Origin of the sequence: Pseudomonas sp. C6002, from assembly GCF_013385805.1 — a bacterium.
Taxonomy (GTDB): domain Bacteria; phylum Pseudomonadota; class Gammaproteobacteria; order Pseudomonadales; family Pseudomonadaceae; genus Aquipseudomonas.
The window spans coordinates 126,639-142,288 of sequence record NZ_JACAPH010000024.1 but is presented as its reverse complement, the minus strand read 5'-3'; the positions used below and the strand labels follow the sequence as shown (position 1 = coordinate 142,288).

Here is a 15,650-nt window from a genome sequence, read left to right as displayed (position 1 = left end):
CGATGACCTGAAGCAACTCGCTGTCGAAACCTACATAACTCTTTGTTTACCAAGGAGTTTTCCGTTTCGACTGCGCCGGAAGTGGGGCGAATTATAGACTTCCAGAATCTGCCGTCAAGGGTTAATTACGCTTTTGTTGCAGAAGATGGTTTTTTAGCAATAAGACGGGGAATTCGGCGCATCACCGGCGGTATACGCAGGACCAGAAGCAGCGCCCCTATAGATGCATAGATAGCCCACTCCTTGAGATCTGCCCGCACGATCCACAGCATATGCAGCAAACCAAGCCCGAGAATCACGTAAACCAAACGATGCAGTTTCTTCCAGCGCACACCAAGGCGACGCTGGCTGTATCGGTTGGAGGTGACTGCCAGCACCAATAGAGAAAGGAATCCCAACGTACCCACAATAATGTAAGGCCGCTTCCGTAGCTCAACCCCCAACTGCGACCAATCCAACCCAAGGATAAACACGCAGTAAGCAGCGAGATGCAAAACCACATAGGCAAAGCACCACAATCCCAGTTGCCGTCGCACGGCGATCCACCCCGCCCAACCACTGAGCTTCTGCAACGGTGTCATACCCAGGGTTATTAACAACAGAATCAAGGTGCCAAGCCCGAGCCGATCCATCAGCACCTTGCCCGGGTCAGGTCCCAGCGCAAAGCTCCAGGCCTCGTACAGCCAGAACAGCGGCCACACCGCCGCTGCTATAAAGACGCCGATGCGCCAGATCGGATAGCGCATCAATAGTTCTTCCGCAGATCGAGGCCCGTATAAAGAGAAGCGACTTCATCGGCGTAGCCGTTGAACATTTGTGTCTCACGCACATTGGGACTGAACAGCCCGCTGGGCAACCGCCGCTCCCGCGCCTGGGTCCAACGCGGATGGTCGACGGTAGGATTCACATTTGCGTAAAACCCATACTCACTCGCGGCAATACTTTGCCAGGTGGTTTTCGGCTGCTCGCTGACCAGGCTGATGCGCACGATCGACTTGACGCTCTTGAATCCGTACTTCCACGGCACCACCAACCGCAACGGCGCGCCGTTCTGGTTCGGCAGCTCCCGCCCATACATGCCCACCGCAAGGATCGCCAGGGGATTCATCGCCTCATCCAATCGCAGCCCTTCTACATAAGGCCAGTCGATCAAGGCGAAGTTGGACCGCTGCCCCGGCATGCTCTTGGGGTCCTGCAGGGTTTCAAAACGAATGTACTTGGCGTTCGAGGTCGGCTCGACGTGCTTGAGCAGTTCCGATATAGGGAACCCTATCCACGGAATGACCATCGACCAGGCCTCTACACAGCGCAGTCGATAGATTCGCTCTTCCAACTGATAGGGCTTCATGAAGTCTTCAAGCGCATAGCGCCCAGGTTTGGCGACCTCACCATCTATCACCACACTCCACGGCTCAGTCTTCAGAGACCCGGCATTGGCCGCAGGGTCGCCCTTATCCGTACCGAACTCATAGAAGTTGTTGTAGTGGGTTGCGTCCTTGAAAGGGGTGATGGCCTCGTCCTTGACGGTAATCGCCTGCCATTTGGTACCCGGGAGCTTTTCGGCAAACCAGCCAGGTGCATTGCCCGGCTCGACATCGGCATAACGTGCCGCATCATCCGCACTGGCCCAACGCGGCAGGCTGCTGGCAGCCAGGCCGGCAAGCGCACCACCGAGCAAGCTGCGGCGAGAGAAATAGAGGGATTCAGGCGTGACATCCGATTCTTGGCAATCAGACGCTTTGGGAAACTTGATTAACATGGCAACTCCGCAGCTTTGGAGAACAGATGCACCAATAGACTGCGGAGTATGGGGGAAATTACATTAAGGCAACGTTTTGCGCTGACGAAGATGCAGAAGGTACTGCACCGGGCCGGACGCGGCATACACAAGGAAAGCCAGCAGCAGGATTCGCGGCGGATCACTGAAGACCACGGCAAACACCAGCACCACTGCCAGGATAGCCACAAACGGCACACGCCCTTTGAGATCCAGCTCCTTGAAGCTGTTGTACTTGATATTGCTGACCATCAGCATGCCGGCCGCCGCAACCATCAAGGCCACCAGGAACGACATCTTGGAACCCTGGATACCGTAGTCGCTGAATGCCCAGACAATACCGGCTACCACACCCGCCGCAGCCGGACTGGCCAGGCCAATGAAGTAGCGCTTGTCGGCAGTCCCCACCTGGGTATTAAAGCGCGCCAGACGCAATGCCGCGCCCGCCACATAGATGAAGGCAACCATCCAGCCAACCTTGCCCATATCACCCAGCGCCCAGGCAAATGCGAGCAACGCCGGCGCCACACCGAAGGCAACCATGTCCGACAGCGAGTCATACTCGGCGCCGAAGGCACTCTGGGTGTTGGTCATCCGCGCAACCCGGCCATCCAGGCCATCAAGGACCATGGCGACGAAGATCGCTATCGCGGCAAAACCAAAGTACTTGCTGGCCCCGGCCGCATCGCCGGCCGCCAACGCACTCTGGGCACTCATGGAATTGATGATGGAGTAGAACCCCGCGAACAGGTTCGCAGTGGTGAACAGATTGGGCAGAAGATAGATGCCACGATGCCGGACTTTACGGCCTTCAGCATCGTGCCCTTCTTCGACATGTTCATCGATCGGTAGCAGGCTTTCGGCGTCAGAGGCCTGGTTTGGCTCTTCGGGACGTTCGCTCATGGACTTTACCTTGCAACGGTGTGAAAAATTTCGACAGAAACTTGCGGCGAGTGTTCGCCCGCAAACGATGCAGCTTTATACCAGAACCTGCCCCGCAAACGAAAAAACGCGGCCTAAGCCGCGTTTTCCCTTGATCCGTACGACTTAGTTTTTGGCTTTGTCGACGATCTTGTTGGCACCGATCCACGGCATCATGGAGCGCAGTTGCTCGCCGATGATCTCGATACCGTGAGCGGCGTTGTTACGACGCTTGGCGGTCATCGAAGGGTAGCCGGTTGCACCTTCGCTGATGAACATTTTGGCGTATTCGCCGTCCTGAATACGTTTCAGGGCGTTGCGCATGGCCTGACGGGACTCGGCGTTGATCACTTCCGGGCCAGTCACGTACTCGCCGTATTCGGCGTTGTTGGAGATCGAGTAGTTCATGTTGGCGATACCGCCTTCGTACATGAGGTCAACGATCAGCTTCAGTTCGTGCAGGCATTCGAAGTAGGCCATTTCTGGCGCGTAGCCAGCTTCAACCAGGGTTTCGAAACCGGCTTTGACCAGCTCAACGGTACCGCCGCACAGAACGGCTTGTTCGCCGAACAGGTCGGTTTCAGTCTCGTCCTTGAAGGTGGTTTCGATGATGCCGGTACGACCGCCACCCACGCCAGCAGCGTAGGACAGTGCGACGTTCTTGGCGTTGCCCGAGGCGTCCTGGTAGATCGCGATCAGGTCAGGGATACCGCCGCCTTTGACGAACTCGGAGCGCACGGTGTGGCCCGGTGCTTTCGGCGCGATCATGATCACGTCGAGGTCGGCGCGCGGCACAACCTGGTTGTAGTGGATCGCGAAGCCGTGGGAGAAGGCCAGGGTGGCGCCCTTCTTGATGTTCGGCTCGATCTCGTTCTTGTACAGCGCGGACTGGAACTCGTCCGGGGTCAGGATCATGACCAGGTCGGCAGCAGCAACAGCAGAAGCAACGTCAGTCACTTTCAGGCCGTGGGCTTCAGCCTTGGCAACAGTGGCCGAGCCTTTGCGCAGGCCAACGGTCACGTCAACGCCGGAATCTTTCAGGTTGCACGCTTGGGCGTGGCCCTGGGAACCGTAGCCGATGATGGCGACTTTTTTGCCCTGGATGATCGACAGGTCACAATCTTTATCGTAATAAACTTTCATGAGGTTCCTCTATATATCCAGGCCGTTTAAGGCCATTCGCTAAATTTGAGTTAGATGCTGAGTACTTTGTCGCCACGAGCAATCCCGGTGACGCCACTGCGTACAGTTTCCAGAATCGAGGCCGTCCCGATCGACTGGATGAAGCTGTCCAGCTTGTCGCTTGTACCGGTCAGTTGAACGGTATAAACGCTGGCGCTCACATCGACGATCTGCCCGCGATAAATGTCGGTAGTGCGCTTGATCTCGGCCCGTTGTGCACCCGTAGCCTTGACCTTGACCAGCATCAGCTCACGCTCGATGTGGGCACTCTCCGACAAGTCGACCAGCTTGACCACTTCGATCAGCTTGTTGAGGTTCTTGGTGATCTGCTCGATCACCTCATCATGGCCAACGGTGGTCAGCGTCAGACGCGACAAGGTCGGGTCTTCGGTCGGCGCCACGGTCAGGCTTTCGATGTTGTAGTTGCGTTGCGAAAACAGTCCGACCACACGTGACAGAGCGCCCGGTTCGTTCTCCAGAAGCAGGGAGATAATGTGCCGCATGATTAGGTACGCTCCGTCTTGTTCAGCCACATATCGCGCATGGAGCCGTCTTTGATCTGCATCGGGTAGACGTGCTCGCTGGTGTCGACCTGAATATCGAGGAACACCAGGCGGTCCTTCATGGCGAACGCCTCTTCCATCATCGGCTTCAAATCCTTCAGATCGGTGATGCGCATGCCGACATGGCCATAGGCTTCAACCAATTTGACGAAGTCAGGCAGAGACTCCATGTAGGAATGGGAGTGACGGCTGCCGTAGCTCATGTCCTGCCACTGGCGAACCATGCCCAGTACACCGTTGTTCAGGCAGACGATCTTCACCGGCAAGCCATATTGCAGGCAGGTCGACAGTTCCTGGATGTTCATCTGGATACTGCCTTCGCCGGTGACGCACGCAACGTCAGTATCCGGAAAGCTCAGCTTCACACCCATGGCCGCAGGGAAACCAAAGCCCATCGTGCCCAGGCCACCGGAGTTGATCCAGCGGTTAGGCTTGTCGAACTTGTAGTACTGCGCCGCGAACATCTGGTGCTGGCCCACATCGGAGGTCACAAAGGCATCGCCCTTGGTCACTTCGCACAGGGTTTCGATCACGGTCTGTGGCTTGATGACGCTGCCATCACCCTTGTCGTAAGGGAACAGACCGCGATCACCGCGCCACTCGTCGATCTGCTTCCACCAGCTGGCAACGGAATCCTTGTTCGGGGCTTCGCCGATTTCCTTCAGCGCAGCGACCATTTCGGTCAGCACGCTTTCCACAGGACCAACGATAGGCACGTCGGCCTTGATGGTCTTGGAGATGGATGCCGGGTCGATATCGATGTGGATGATCTTGGCATTCGGGCAGAACTTGCTCGCGCCATTGATCACCCGGTCATCGAACCGCGCACCGACGGCGAGGATCACGTCAGCATGGTGCATGGCCAGGTTGGCGGTGTAGCTGCCGTGCATGCCGAGCATGCCGACGAACTGACGGTCCGAACCCGGGAACGCGCCAAGGCCCATCAAGGTGTTGGTGACTGGCAGGTTGAGCAGCTTGGCCAGTTCGGTCAGCGGTGCAGAACCGCCACCCAGAATCACCCCACCACCCGAGTAGAGCACCGGACGCTTGGCCGCCAACAGCATTTCTGCCGCCTTGCGGATTTGCCCCGAGTGCCCGCGAACGGCCGGGCTGTAGGAACGCAGCTTGGCTTTCTTCGGGAAGATGTATTCGAATTTTTCCGCCGGGTTGGTCATGTCTTTCGGGATATCGACCACCACAGGACCCGGGCGACCGGACTGTGCGAGGTAGAACGCCTTCTTCATGACTTCCGGGATTTCCGAGGCATGCTTGATCATGAAGCTGTGTTTCACGATCGGCCGGGAAATACCGATCATGTCGGTTTCCTGGAATGCATCGGTACCGACCATGGTGCTCGCCACCTGGCCGGAAATGATCACCATCGGGATGGAGTCCATATAGGCCGTCGCGATGCCGGTAATGGCATTGGTCGCGCCAGGGCCGGAAGTCACCAGTACCACACCGGCTTTACCGGTGGCACGGGCGTAACCGTCAGCCATATGGGTAGCAGCTTGTTCGTGGCGAACCAGGATGTGGGTAACAGCCGGTTCCTTGAACAGTGCGTCGTAGACATGCAGCAGAGCACCACCTGGGTACCCGTAGATATAGTCGACGCCTTCGTCACGCAAAAAGCGGACGAGCATCTCACCGCCAGATAAAAGCTCCACGTTGTTCACCTCTAAAACGCCAGAATACCGTCCGTTAAAAACCGACGGGTCTTAATAGGTTTACTTCTCAGCAGAGCATGAGCGACGGTGGTCGCCGACTACGTCAGCACTGACTGAGCAAGTATTGGGAGCGTCCCAAGTGTTGCGGGATTTTCCCACCCAGCGCGAGGTAACGCGTTGCGGGTGTAACAGGTCGGCGCGGGTATGCGCCTCATGATCTGCTGAGTGGGTCTGCTTCTGGCAGTCCCTCTACAGCGGACTTTGGATTCTTCTGTTTCAGCCCCTCCAAGTCAAGCAATAATTGCGCTTTTTTCCAACTAAGCGCATGAGAACGTAGAAGAAAGGGGCTTGAGGAGGGATAAAACTCGCCTGAATGGCGCAAAGCGGTAGAAATATGCGCAAGACTGCCGGAAAAACCGGCAGCCAGGCAATTAACGAGCGTCGACGATCAGTTGATCGAACTTTTTCAGCGCAGTCCGCAGGCCAAGGCTCTCAAGTGGCCGATCGGCGTAAACCATCTCGGCCATCTCCAGAATCCCCGACGCATTGGGCAATGGCAGGTCCTGTTCGAGGATTTGCTTCATCCGTGTCAGGAAAATCCATTGCAGCCACTGGTGAAAGTCCAGTGTGTCGACGGAAAACGGCTCAACACTGCTCAAGGCTTCAGCACTGGGGGACACTTCGTCCCACCAGCCCTGCAAGCGCAGTTCGCGTTCGATCAACAACAACTGTTCGGCAATCGCCGGAAAGCGTGCATCCATCAGAGGCTTACCTTGGCTTTTTGCCGAGCCTGGGCGGCGCCGGCAGCATCGCCTTGCTTCTCGCGGGCATCACCGATCAAGTTCCACAGGCTGGCCTGCAGGTCTGGACGGCCATTGGCCAGGGTCAGGCCGCGGCGGGCAAATTGTTCAGCTTGTGGGGCATCGCCCTGGGCCATGCGAACCTGAGCCAGGCGGTATAGCACTTGCGGTTCACGCGGTGCCACGCGCTGGGCGCGCTCAAGGCTCGACGATGCGCCGTTCAAATCGCCGCCCGACTGCTGCTGTTGGGCAGTGGTGAGCAACGCCAGCACCGGGCCATCCAACTGCTCATCGGCTGACAGACCGCCGGCACTGCTGGCGGAAGGAATTCCACTCGGCGTCGACGGCATGTTGTAGGTGCCCTGGTTGATCGGTGCCGTTTGAATCGGCGTGGCGTCGATCGGGCCCGATGTACTTGGGCCTGGGGTCCATGGTTGAGTACTGATCGGAGCCGAGGTGGCAGCGCCGCCACCCGGGATCATCACCACTACACCAGAATCCTGAGGCACGGCTTGCGCCTGGGGCCGGGCCTGGGCGGGACGGTTGGTAACGGTTTGGCGGAAGCCGCCGTTGGCCGAGATCCGGTCGTTGTTGGACACCGTTGTACTGGAGTCCACCACCGGAATAGAGCCCCGCTCCACGCTGGCGCAACCACCGAGCAATGCCAAAACTGTAATAGCTGGAATCAACAACTTGTTCACGTGAAACCCTCTTTGCTTAATTCATCCAGCCCTTGACCCAATCCATCACCGATTCAGCACTGGCGGGCGCACTGGCTCCGCACGCTGCACCGGGTGGTGGCTCGCTGCCGCGAATATACGGCATCTGCACCGCGCCCGGACAGTTGGCATCGGAACCCTGGCCGGTGTGCGGATCGATCCAGGCCTGGACGATATTGTCCGGCTGCGGCATGTTCAGCGGCAGTGGATCGGCCTTTTTCATGAAACTGGTCCATACCTGCAACGCGCCGGTGGCACCGGTAAACGGCGTCTTGCCGTTGTCATCACGCCCCAGCCAAACCACTGCCAGCAGGTCCTGGCTGAACCCTGCGAACCAGCTGTCCCGCGAATCGTTACTGGTACCGCTCTTGCCAGCCAGTGTCAGGTTGGCCGGCAGCACGTTGTAGGCCGAGCGCCCGGTACCTTCGCGCATCACGCGCTGCATGGCGTTCTGGATCAGGTAGATCGAGGCCGGGTCAAAGCGTTGCTGAATCTGGAACGGATAGCGCTTGAGCGGTTCGCCTTCGGCCGTCAACACGCTCCGGATCCCACGCATCGGCGTATTGAAACCACCGTTGGCCAGGGTCTGGTACATGGTCGCCACTTCCATCGGACTCATCGCGCCCGCACCCAACAGCATCGATGGGAACGCCGGGAACTCACGAGTGATGCCCAACCGGCCGAGCGTCTTGAGCACGTTCGGCACGCCCAGTTCAAGGCCGAGGCGGGAAGTCGAGATGTTGTAGGAATGCGCCAAGCCCTGGTACAGGAAAATCGTACCGTGGGAGCGACGATCAAAGTTATGCGGCGTCCACATCTGGCCATCAGCCCCTTTGACCGACAGCGGGTCATCGGACAGCCAACTGGTCAGCGTGTACTTGCTCGGTTTTTCCAGCGCGGTCAGGTACACCGCCGGCTTGACCAGCGAGCCAATCGGCCGCACCGCGTCCAGCGCCCGGTTGAACCCGGCAAAGCTGGCCTGGCGACTGCCGATCATGGCCTGGACTTCGCCGGTTTCCGGGTTGGTCACCACCATCGCAGCCTCGACGTCGTCAGAGCCTTTACGACCTGTCAGGCGTTTGAAGGTGTCATTGACCGACGCTTCGGCCTTCATCTGCAGGATCGGGTCGAAACTGGTGAAGATCCGCAGGCCTTCTTCGGTCAAGTCTTCGTCGCGGTAGTCTTCACGCAGCTGGCGTTTGACCAGGTCGATAAAGCCCGGGAAGGAGCTGTCGGCGAGCTTGCCGCGGGTGGTTACACCCAGTGGCATTTTCTTCGCGGCGGCCACTTGTTCAGGGGTGGCGACACCTTGCTGCTCAAGTACATCCAGCACCAGGTTACGGCGCTCCAGCGCCCGCTCCGGGTTGCGACGCGGGTTGTAGTAGGACGGCCCCTTGACCATGCCCACCAGCAGCGCCACCTGGTGCAACTTCAGCTCGGACAACGGCTGGCCGAAGAAGAACTGGCTGGCCAGACCAAAACCGTGGACGGCACGCTGACCGTCCTGGCCAACGAACACTTCATTGAGGTACGCCTCAAGAATTTCCTGCTTGCTGTAGTGCAGCTCCAGCAGCATCGCCATCATGGCTTCGGTCAGCTTGCGGGTCAGGCTGCGCTCGTTGGTCAGGTAGAAGTTCTTGACCAATTGCTGTGTCAGCGTACTGCCGCCCTGGGTCATCTTGCCGCCGGAGGTGTTGACCCAGAGGGCGCGCGCGATGGACTTCGGTGATACGCCCCAGTGGCTGTAGAAATCCCGGTCTTCGACGGCGATCAGAGTATCCAGCAGGTAAGGCGGCACCTGATCGATCTTGATCAGGATGCGGTCTTCCAGGTTTTTCGGATAAATCCCACCGATCATTAAGGGTTCCAGGCGCACCACCGGCAACTTCGAGCCGTTGAGCGAGGACAGTTCGGCTACGTAGTCGCCAGAGAAGCGCACGCGCACCGGCTGGGGTTTTTCCAGGCCTTCATAGAACTGGAAGCCGCGGGTGTTCAAGTCAACCGTGTTGCCGCTGACGGCAGCGGCGCCGGGGCCATTGCTCACGGGTTCGCGGCGATAGCCCAGGGCATCGAGCTCGGTGAGGAAGTCATCCTTGCTCAGCTTCTGGCCGCTGAACAGTTCCAGCGGGCGCGCGTAGACCTTGGCCGGAATGGTCCAGCGCTTGCCGGAGAACTTCTCCTGGACCACGGCATCGAGGTAAACCGCGAAGCCGGCGATCACGACAAGCCCTACCAGGCTGAGCTTAAGCGCCCAGCCCAGCCAAGGGCGCAGGCCGCGGGAAGGAGGTTTTTTACGGGAACGGGGAGATCGGGTACGAGTCATGGCGGCGGATTATACGCACTTTATTGATGACCAACATGAGCCGGACAGCGGTTTGCACGACCGCCTGTAGGAGCCATAATGCCCGCCATGAATTTTCCCAGACTCTGAAGGATCGCCCGTGAGCCAGTCCCTGATTGCTGCCCTGCAAAACCCGGCCCTGTTTCCCCATCCGGTGGATCAGTTCCAAGTCATCGAGACCCATATTTCCTGGGTCCTGCTCACTGGGCCCTATGCTTACAAGATGAAGAAGCCGGTGAATTTCGGTTTCCTCGATTTCACCACCCTGCAAGCCCGCGGACACTTCTGCAATGAAGAGCTGCGCCTCAACCAGCGCCTGACCGATGATTTGTATCTTGAAGTGTTGCCGATCACCGGTAGCGCCGAGGCACCGCAGTTGGGCGGCGACGGTCCGGTGGTCGACTACATGCTGAAAATGCGCCAGTTCCCGCAAAGCCAACTGCTCAGCACTCTGCAGGCCAACGGCGAACTGACCAGCGCGCACATCGACGAAATGGCCAGGCAGATCGCGCATTTTCACCTGAATGCCCCGAAAGTGCCGGCCACTAACTCTGCTGGCACGCCGCACGATGTCATGGCACCGGTGCTGCAGAACTTCGAGCAGATCCGTCCGTTCCTCAGCGACAAGGCCGACCTGGCACAACTGGACGCCTTGCAGGCCTGGGCCGAAAGCAGTTTCGAGCGCCTCAAGTCACTGTTCGAACAACGCAAGCTCAATGGCTTCACCCGTGAATGCCACGGTGATATCCACCTGGGCAACGCCACGATGATTGATGGCCACGTGGTGATCTTCGACTGCATCGAGTTCAACGAGCCGTTCCGCTTCACCGACGTGTATGCCGACACCGGCTTCCTGGCGATGGACCTGGAAGACCGCGGCCTCAAGAGCCTGGCACGACGCTTCATCAGCCAATACCTGGAGCTGACCGGCGACTATCAAGGCCTGGAAGTACTGAACTTCTATAAAGCCTACCGCGCTCTGGTACGTGCGAAGATCGCGCTGTTCAGCATGCCTTCCGAGGCGGACGCGGTGCAGCGCGCTACCACCCTGCGCCAGTACCGCAACTACGCCAACCTGGCAGAAAGCTACAGCACCATCCCGTCGCGCTTCCTGGCCATCACCCATGGGGTATCGGCCGTTGGCAAAAGCCATGTATCCATGCGCCTCGTAGAAGCATTGGGGGCGATTCGCCTGCGTTCGGACGTAGAGCGCAAGCGCCTGTTCGGCGAGCAGAAGGTCGAGAACACGCCGCAGGCCGGGATCTACGCCGCAGACGCCAGCGCCGCGACCTACGCGCGCCTGAACGAAATCGCCGACACCGTACTGCGCGCCGGTTTCCCGGTGGTATTGGACGCGACCTTCCTCAAGCGAGAACAACGCGACGCGGCGGCCAAGATCGCCGAGGCCACCGGCGCGCCATTCCTGATCCTTGACTGCAATGCGCCACAGGCGGTAATCGCCGCTTGGCTGGCACAACGTCAGGCAGACAAGAACGACCCCTCCGACGCCACCCTGGCCATCATCGAAGAACAGCAGGCCACCCGTGACCCGCTCAGCGCCGAGGAGTTGCTGCTCAGCAAGCGCGTGGAGACCAATGAAAGCGGGACCCTGGACGCATTGGTGGCACATATTCGCCAGCGTCTGCCGGGGCTGTAAGAAATATTTCTTGGTCGTGCAGCCTTCCGGGGCTCACGGCCGAGAAATAGTGGCACTATAATGGCGCCATAATTCCAACACGGGAGTCGCCATTGTGAGCCAGCCGAAGCTACTTGATACCCCGCTGTACGCGCTTCTGCATAAAGATGATATCCGCGGCTTCAACCAGGAGCGTCCGAAAGACGGCACCATCGATATGCGCGGTGGCGACTTTCGCGGCCTGGACCTGCGCGACCTGAATGCCGATGGCGTGGATTTCACCGACGCTTATTTCCGCTCCGCCGACTTGCGCGGCCTGGATTTGCGTGACTGCCCACTGGAAGGGGCGAGCCTGGCGCATGCCCAGATCTCCGGCACTTATTTCCCCCCTGAGTTAAGCGCCGATGAGATCCTGATGTCCGTCAATTTCGGCACACGCCTGCGCTACCGCACTCGCTAAACCGCTGCATCGGCTCCCGGCTACGCACAGGGCGTACCGGGGGCTTCACCCTTTCCTACGCTAAAACCCCCGCCTGCCTTAGAAGCTTTTAGGTCGTTGCCGACCAAAGAACTACGCTTTTCCTACTGAGCGCTACACTCCTTTCAGGCTTGCCTGGTCACGATACCCACCGAACCATTCGGCCGTCGCAAGGAGGCTTGATGAATGATGAGCTGCAACACCTGAAAAACCTTGGCAAGACGTCGGCGCAATGGCTGCATGCGGTGGGCATCCACAGTGCGTCCGACCTACGCCGCCTGGGGGCAGTCGACGCGTACCGTGCCGTACGCACCCGCGGTTTCAGGGCATCCAAAGTGTTGTTGTATGCCATTGAAGGCGCGCTGATGGATGTGCACTGGAATGACATTCCCGTTGAACGCAAGGAAGCTTTAAATCGTCAGCTGGACGCTCTGACGGCACGCCAAAAGAATTGAGATGCCAACTTGCACCCGCGTTTACGGGGATTCCAAACAGAAGTTTGAGGAAATTCGAAGAGACCGCAAAAACAAATGTTGACTCTCAAATGAGAATCGTTATGATTATCACAACTGGTCGCGAGATCAGCCGATAACTGAAAGACCATTGGTTCGGACTCTCAGATTATCTCCTCATCAGGCTAATCACGGTTATTTGACCCGGCTCTTGCCGGGTCTTTTTTTGCCCATAAAAAACTGCGGCGATTTTCAGCGGGCAATGATCAACGGATGGCCGCGCTCCGGATGCGGCTGCACCAACACATCCAGCCCGAATACCGCCTTCAGCGGCTCAGGCCGCAACACCTGTGCCGGTGTGTCCAACGCATGGGGCCGGCCATCCTCCAGCAACAGGATGCGATCACAGTAGCGCGCCGCCAGGTTCAGGTCGTGAAGGATCACCAGCACCGCCGCGCCACGGTCGGCAAAGCGGCGGATCGCCTGCAAGGTGGTGTGCTGGTGCAGCGGGTCAAGCATTGACGTCGGCTCATCCAGCAACAAGGTCTGCCCCGCTTCACCCGGCCATAGCTGCGCCAGCACCCGTGCGAGGTGCACACGCTGCCGCTCGCCGCCCGACAACGCCAGATAGCTGCGCCCGCTCAAATGGCTAACGTCGGCAGCCTGCAAGGCAGCATTGATGATTTCATCGTCACGCACCCGGCCCGTCTGATGAGGCAAGCGCCCCATGCCCACCACCTCTTCGACGCGAAAGGCAAAGTCCAGGGTCGAGGTCTGCGGCAACACCGCCAGCCGCTGGGCACGCTGCGCTCCGCCCCAGTCTTTCAACTCACGCTGATCCAGCCACACACGGCCTTGGTCGGGCTGCAACTCGCCGCATAACGCACCGAGCAATGTACTTTTTCCCGCACCGTTGGGGCCCAATACGCCGAGCACTTCTCCTGGCAACAGGTCCAGGGTGATGTCCGCCAGCACAGTTTTGCGCCCACGGCAGATCTGCAGGTCTTCTACTCGCAGCATCAGGCGCGCCCTCGTAACAACAGGTAGAGGAAAAACGGCGCACCGATAAACGCGGTAACAATGCCGATCGGTAATTCCGCCGGCGCCAAGGCCAGGCGCGCCACCAGATCGGCAAACAACAGCAAACTCGCCCCCGCCAGCACCGAGGCTGGCAGCAGCACCCGATGATCCGGCCCCGCCAGCAGGCGTACCAGATGCGGCACCACCAGCCCGACAAAGCCGATCATCCCCGCAGCCGCCACGGCCGCGCCCACGCCCAGCGCGGTGCAGAACACCAGTTCGCGCTTGAGGCCTTCAACATCAATGCCCAAGTGACTGGCTTCCGACTCACCCAGCAGGAGTGCATTCAGCGCCTTGGCCCGGCGTGGCAGCCACAGTGCTACGCCGGCGCTGACCAGCAGCAGCGGCCATAAGCGCGAGTAGCTGGCGCCATTCAGGCTGCCCAGGTTCCAGAACGTCAGGGTGCGCAAGGTAGCGTCATCTGCCAGGTAGGTGAACAGGCCCACCGCCGAACTGGCGAGCGCCGTCAGGGCGATACCCGCCAGCAACATGGTCGCGACGTTGGTTTGGCCGTTGCGCCGCCCCAGGCGATAGACCAGCGCTGTTACCCCCAAACCGCCGAGGAAGGCACACAACGAAAGCAGATAAGGCCCGAGGGCATCCGGCAAACCACCAAAAAACGAACCACCGACAATCGCAATCGCCGCGCCCAACGCTGCACCGCTGGAAACCCCGACCAACCCGGGATCAGCCAATGGATTGCGAAACAGCCCCTGCATTGCAACGCCGGAAAGTGCCAGAACCCCACCAACGGCCAAGCCCAGCAACGTACGCGGCAGGCGAATCTGCCCGAGGATCAACTCCGCCTGCTCCAGGCCTTGGGCCTCGATTGGCACACCCATCAAGCGTAAGGCTGCCCGCAGTGTGTCCATTAACGGCAAACTCACCGGTCCAAGGGCCAATGACAACCAGATCGCCAATACACACAGCAGACTCAAGCCGATAAAAAGGGTTCGCGGTTTAACCAGAGTGGTCATGGGGCGGTATTAGCCTGAGACGGATAGAACCCGGCAGACAGCCTCACCAGGCTTTGCGGCAAGCGTGGCCCAAGCCCACCCACCAGCAGCGTCGGGTCCAGTTCATAGACGCGTCCATTCTTGGCCGCTGGCGTCGAAGCCAGGATCGGGTTTTCCTTGAACAACGCGGCGCGGGCCGCATCCCCGGTCAAAGCGCGATCGGCAAACACCAGCACCTCAGGATTGAGCCCCGCCAGCGACTCTACGGAAAACGGCTTGTAACCATCGTGGGTCGCCAGGTTATGGCCGCCGGCCTGCTGCAACATCCAGTCAGCCGCCGTGTCTTTGCCCGCAATCAGCGGTTTGCCGCCGGCATGTCCCAGCAGCAACAGCACTCCAGGCGCCTTTTGAGTGGCCTGGGCCTTGGCCACCCAGTTCTTTTGGTGGTCAAGTTGTTGCTGATAGTCACTGAACAGTTCTGCAGCCTTCGCTTCGTTACCCAGCAGCTTGCCCAAATGCTGAAGGTTGCCCTGCAGCGTCGGCAGATCCGGCTCGGCTGAAAACAGCTCCACTTTCACACCGGCATTGCGGATTTGCGCCAACACCGGTGGCGGCCCCATTTCCTCGGTGCCCACCAGGATTTGCGGGCGCAGGCTCAGAATGCCTTCCGCCGACAACTGACGCTGGTAACCAATGCTCGGCAACGCCTTGAGGGATTCCGGATGCTGGCTGGTGGTATCCACGCCCACCAGCTTTGACTCACCGCCCAGGGCCGTCACCCATTCCGACAACGCACCACCGGCGCTGACCCAGCGTTGTGGCAGTTCAGAGGCCTGGGCCCCAGCGTTGACCAGCAGTCCGACAACGAGCGCGATAGCACTGGCACTCAGGCGCATAAAAGGGTTTCCTTCCAAGGGGTGAGCCCGCTGAAACACTCGCAATGTGACAGATCAAGGCTGCCGGACATCGTACAGAGCGCCCAGTCAGCTTACGGGCGAAGCCGGCATTTGATAATTGTTTGCATTTGCACGTCAAGCACCGGGCTCTGCGGCAAAAATCAGGATAGCCTTGCAGCCCG

At 59.2% G+C, this 15,650-nt stretch carries 15 protein-coding genes; 3 read left to right on the top strand and 12 right to left on the bottom strand.

Annotated elements, in window-relative coordinates; all coding sequences use genetic code 11:
• Nucleotides 1-125: 125 nt before the first annotated feature.
• The 9 genes from msrQ to mrcB form a co-directional block, all read right to left on the bottom strand.
• The gene (gene msrQ, locus HX817_RS16990) at nt 126-746 is read right to left on the bottom strand and encodes a protein-methionine-sulfoxide reductase heme-binding subunit MsrQ (protein WP_102368092.1); all 621 of its coding nucleotides are present in this window, start codon (nt 744-746) and stop codon (nt 126-128) included.
• Nucleotides 746-1,759: a protein-methionine-sulfoxide reductase catalytic subunit MsrP gene (msrP, locus tag HX817_RS16985; protein WP_003212121.1), complete on the bottom strand. Its 1,014-nt coding sequence runs from the start codon at nt 1,757-1,759 to the stop codon at nt 746-748. Before msrP ends, msrQ begins: the two co-directional genes overlap by 1 nt.
• A gap of 63 nt (nt 1,760-1,822) precedes the next feature.
• On the bottom strand, nt 1,823-2,680 hold the full coding sequence (pssA, locus tag HX817_RS16980; RefSeq protein ID WP_003212123.1) for a CDP-diacylglycerol--serine O-phosphatidyltransferase: 858 nt from the start codon (nt 2,678-2,680) through the stop codon (nt 1,823-1,825).
• Between the two features lie 144 nt (nt 2,681-2,824).
• Nucleotides 2,825-3,841, bottom strand: coding sequence for a ketol-acid reductoisomerase (gene ilvC, locus HX817_RS16975; protein WP_003212125.1), 1,017 nt, complete (start codon nt 3,839-3,841; stop codon nt 2,825-2,827).
• Nucleotides 3,842-3,891: 50 nt separating this feature from the next.
• Nucleotides 3,892-4,383, bottom strand: a complete 492-nt coding sequence (gene ilvN, locus HX817_RS16970; RefSeq protein ID WP_003176102.1) for an acetolactate synthase small subunit — start codon at nt 4,381-4,383, stop codon at nt 3,892-3,894.
• Between the two features lie 2 nt (nt 4,384-4,385).
• Nucleotides 4,386-6,110: an acetolactate synthase 3 large subunit gene (locus HX817_RS16965; protein ID WP_008436892.1), complete on the bottom strand. Its 1,725-nt coding sequence runs from the start codon at nt 6,108-6,110 to the stop codon at nt 4,386-4,388.
• A gap of 431 nt (nt 6,111-6,541) precedes the next feature.
• Entirely contained in the window at nt 6,542-6,871 is a 330-nt protein-coding gene (locus HX817_RS16960; protein ID WP_003212129.1) for a YqcC family protein, read from the bottom strand.
• Nucleotides 6,871-7,611 (bottom strand): M48 family metallopeptidase, encoded by a 741-nt coding sequence (locus HX817_RS16955; RefSeq protein ID WP_177021514.1) that lies wholly within the window; start codon nt 7,609-7,611, stop codon nt 6,871-6,873. The genes HX817_RS16960 and HX817_RS16955 overlap by 1 nt, the downstream gene beginning before the upstream one ends.
• A gap of 16 nt (nt 7,612-7,627) precedes the next feature.
• Entirely contained in the window at nt 7,628-9,952 is a 2,325-nt protein-coding gene (gene mrcB, locus HX817_RS16950) for a penicillin-binding protein 1B (protein ID WP_003212132.1), read from the bottom strand.
• 118 nt (nt 9,953-10,070) lie between these two features.
• On the opposite strand from mrcB, the gene HX817_RS16945 reads away from it, so the two are divergent.
• The 3 genes from HX817_RS16945 (at nt 10,071) to HX817_RS16935 (ending at nt 12,539) form a co-directional block, all read left to right on the top strand.
• Entirely contained in the window at nt 10,071-11,627 is a 1,557-nt protein-coding gene (locus HX817_RS16945; protein ID WP_177040628.1) for a bifunctional aminoglycoside phosphotransferase/ATP-binding protein, read from the top strand.
• Nucleotides 11,628-11,721: 94 nt separating this feature from the next.
• Nucleotides 11,722-12,066 carry a pentapeptide repeat-containing protein gene (locus tag HX817_RS16940; protein ID WP_003212138.1) on the top strand — a complete coding sequence of 115 codons (345 nt, stop codon included), beginning with the start codon at nt 11,722-11,724 and terminating at the stop codon, nt 12,064-12,066.
• A gap of 200 nt (nt 12,067-12,266) precedes the next feature.
• Nucleotides 12,267-12,539, top strand: coding sequence for a TfoX/Sxy family protein (locus HX817_RS16935; RefSeq protein WP_003212140.1), 273 nt, complete (start codon nt 12,267-12,269; stop codon nt 12,537-12,539).
• A gap of 249 nt (nt 12,540-12,788) precedes the next feature.
• Here HX817_RS16935 and HX817_RS16930 read toward each other — a convergent pair whose 3' ends face one another.
• Genes HX817_RS16930 through HX817_RS16920 form a run of 3 tightly spaced genes read right to left on the bottom strand, consistent with a single transcriptional unit; the run spans nt 12,789 to nt 15,468 of the window.
• The gene (locus tag HX817_RS16930) at nt 12,789-13,556 is read right to left on the bottom strand and encodes a heme ABC transporter ATP-binding protein (RefSeq protein ID WP_134325723.1); all 768 of its coding nucleotides are present in this window, start codon (nt 13,554-13,556) and stop codon (nt 12,789-12,791) included.
• Entirely contained in the window at nt 13,556-14,593 is a 1,038-nt protein-coding gene (locus HX817_RS16925) for an iron ABC transporter permease (RefSeq protein WP_003212144.1), read from the bottom strand. Before HX817_RS16925 ends, HX817_RS16930 begins: the two co-directional genes overlap by 1 nt.
• A complete protein-coding gene (locus HX817_RS16920; RefSeq protein WP_177040627.1) occupies nt 14,590-15,468 on the bottom strand; it encodes a hemin ABC transporter substrate-binding protein in 879 nt (292 codons plus the stop codon). Before HX817_RS16920 ends, HX817_RS16925 begins: the two co-directional genes overlap by 4 nt.
• Nucleotides 15,469-15,650 lie beyond the last annotated feature (182 nt).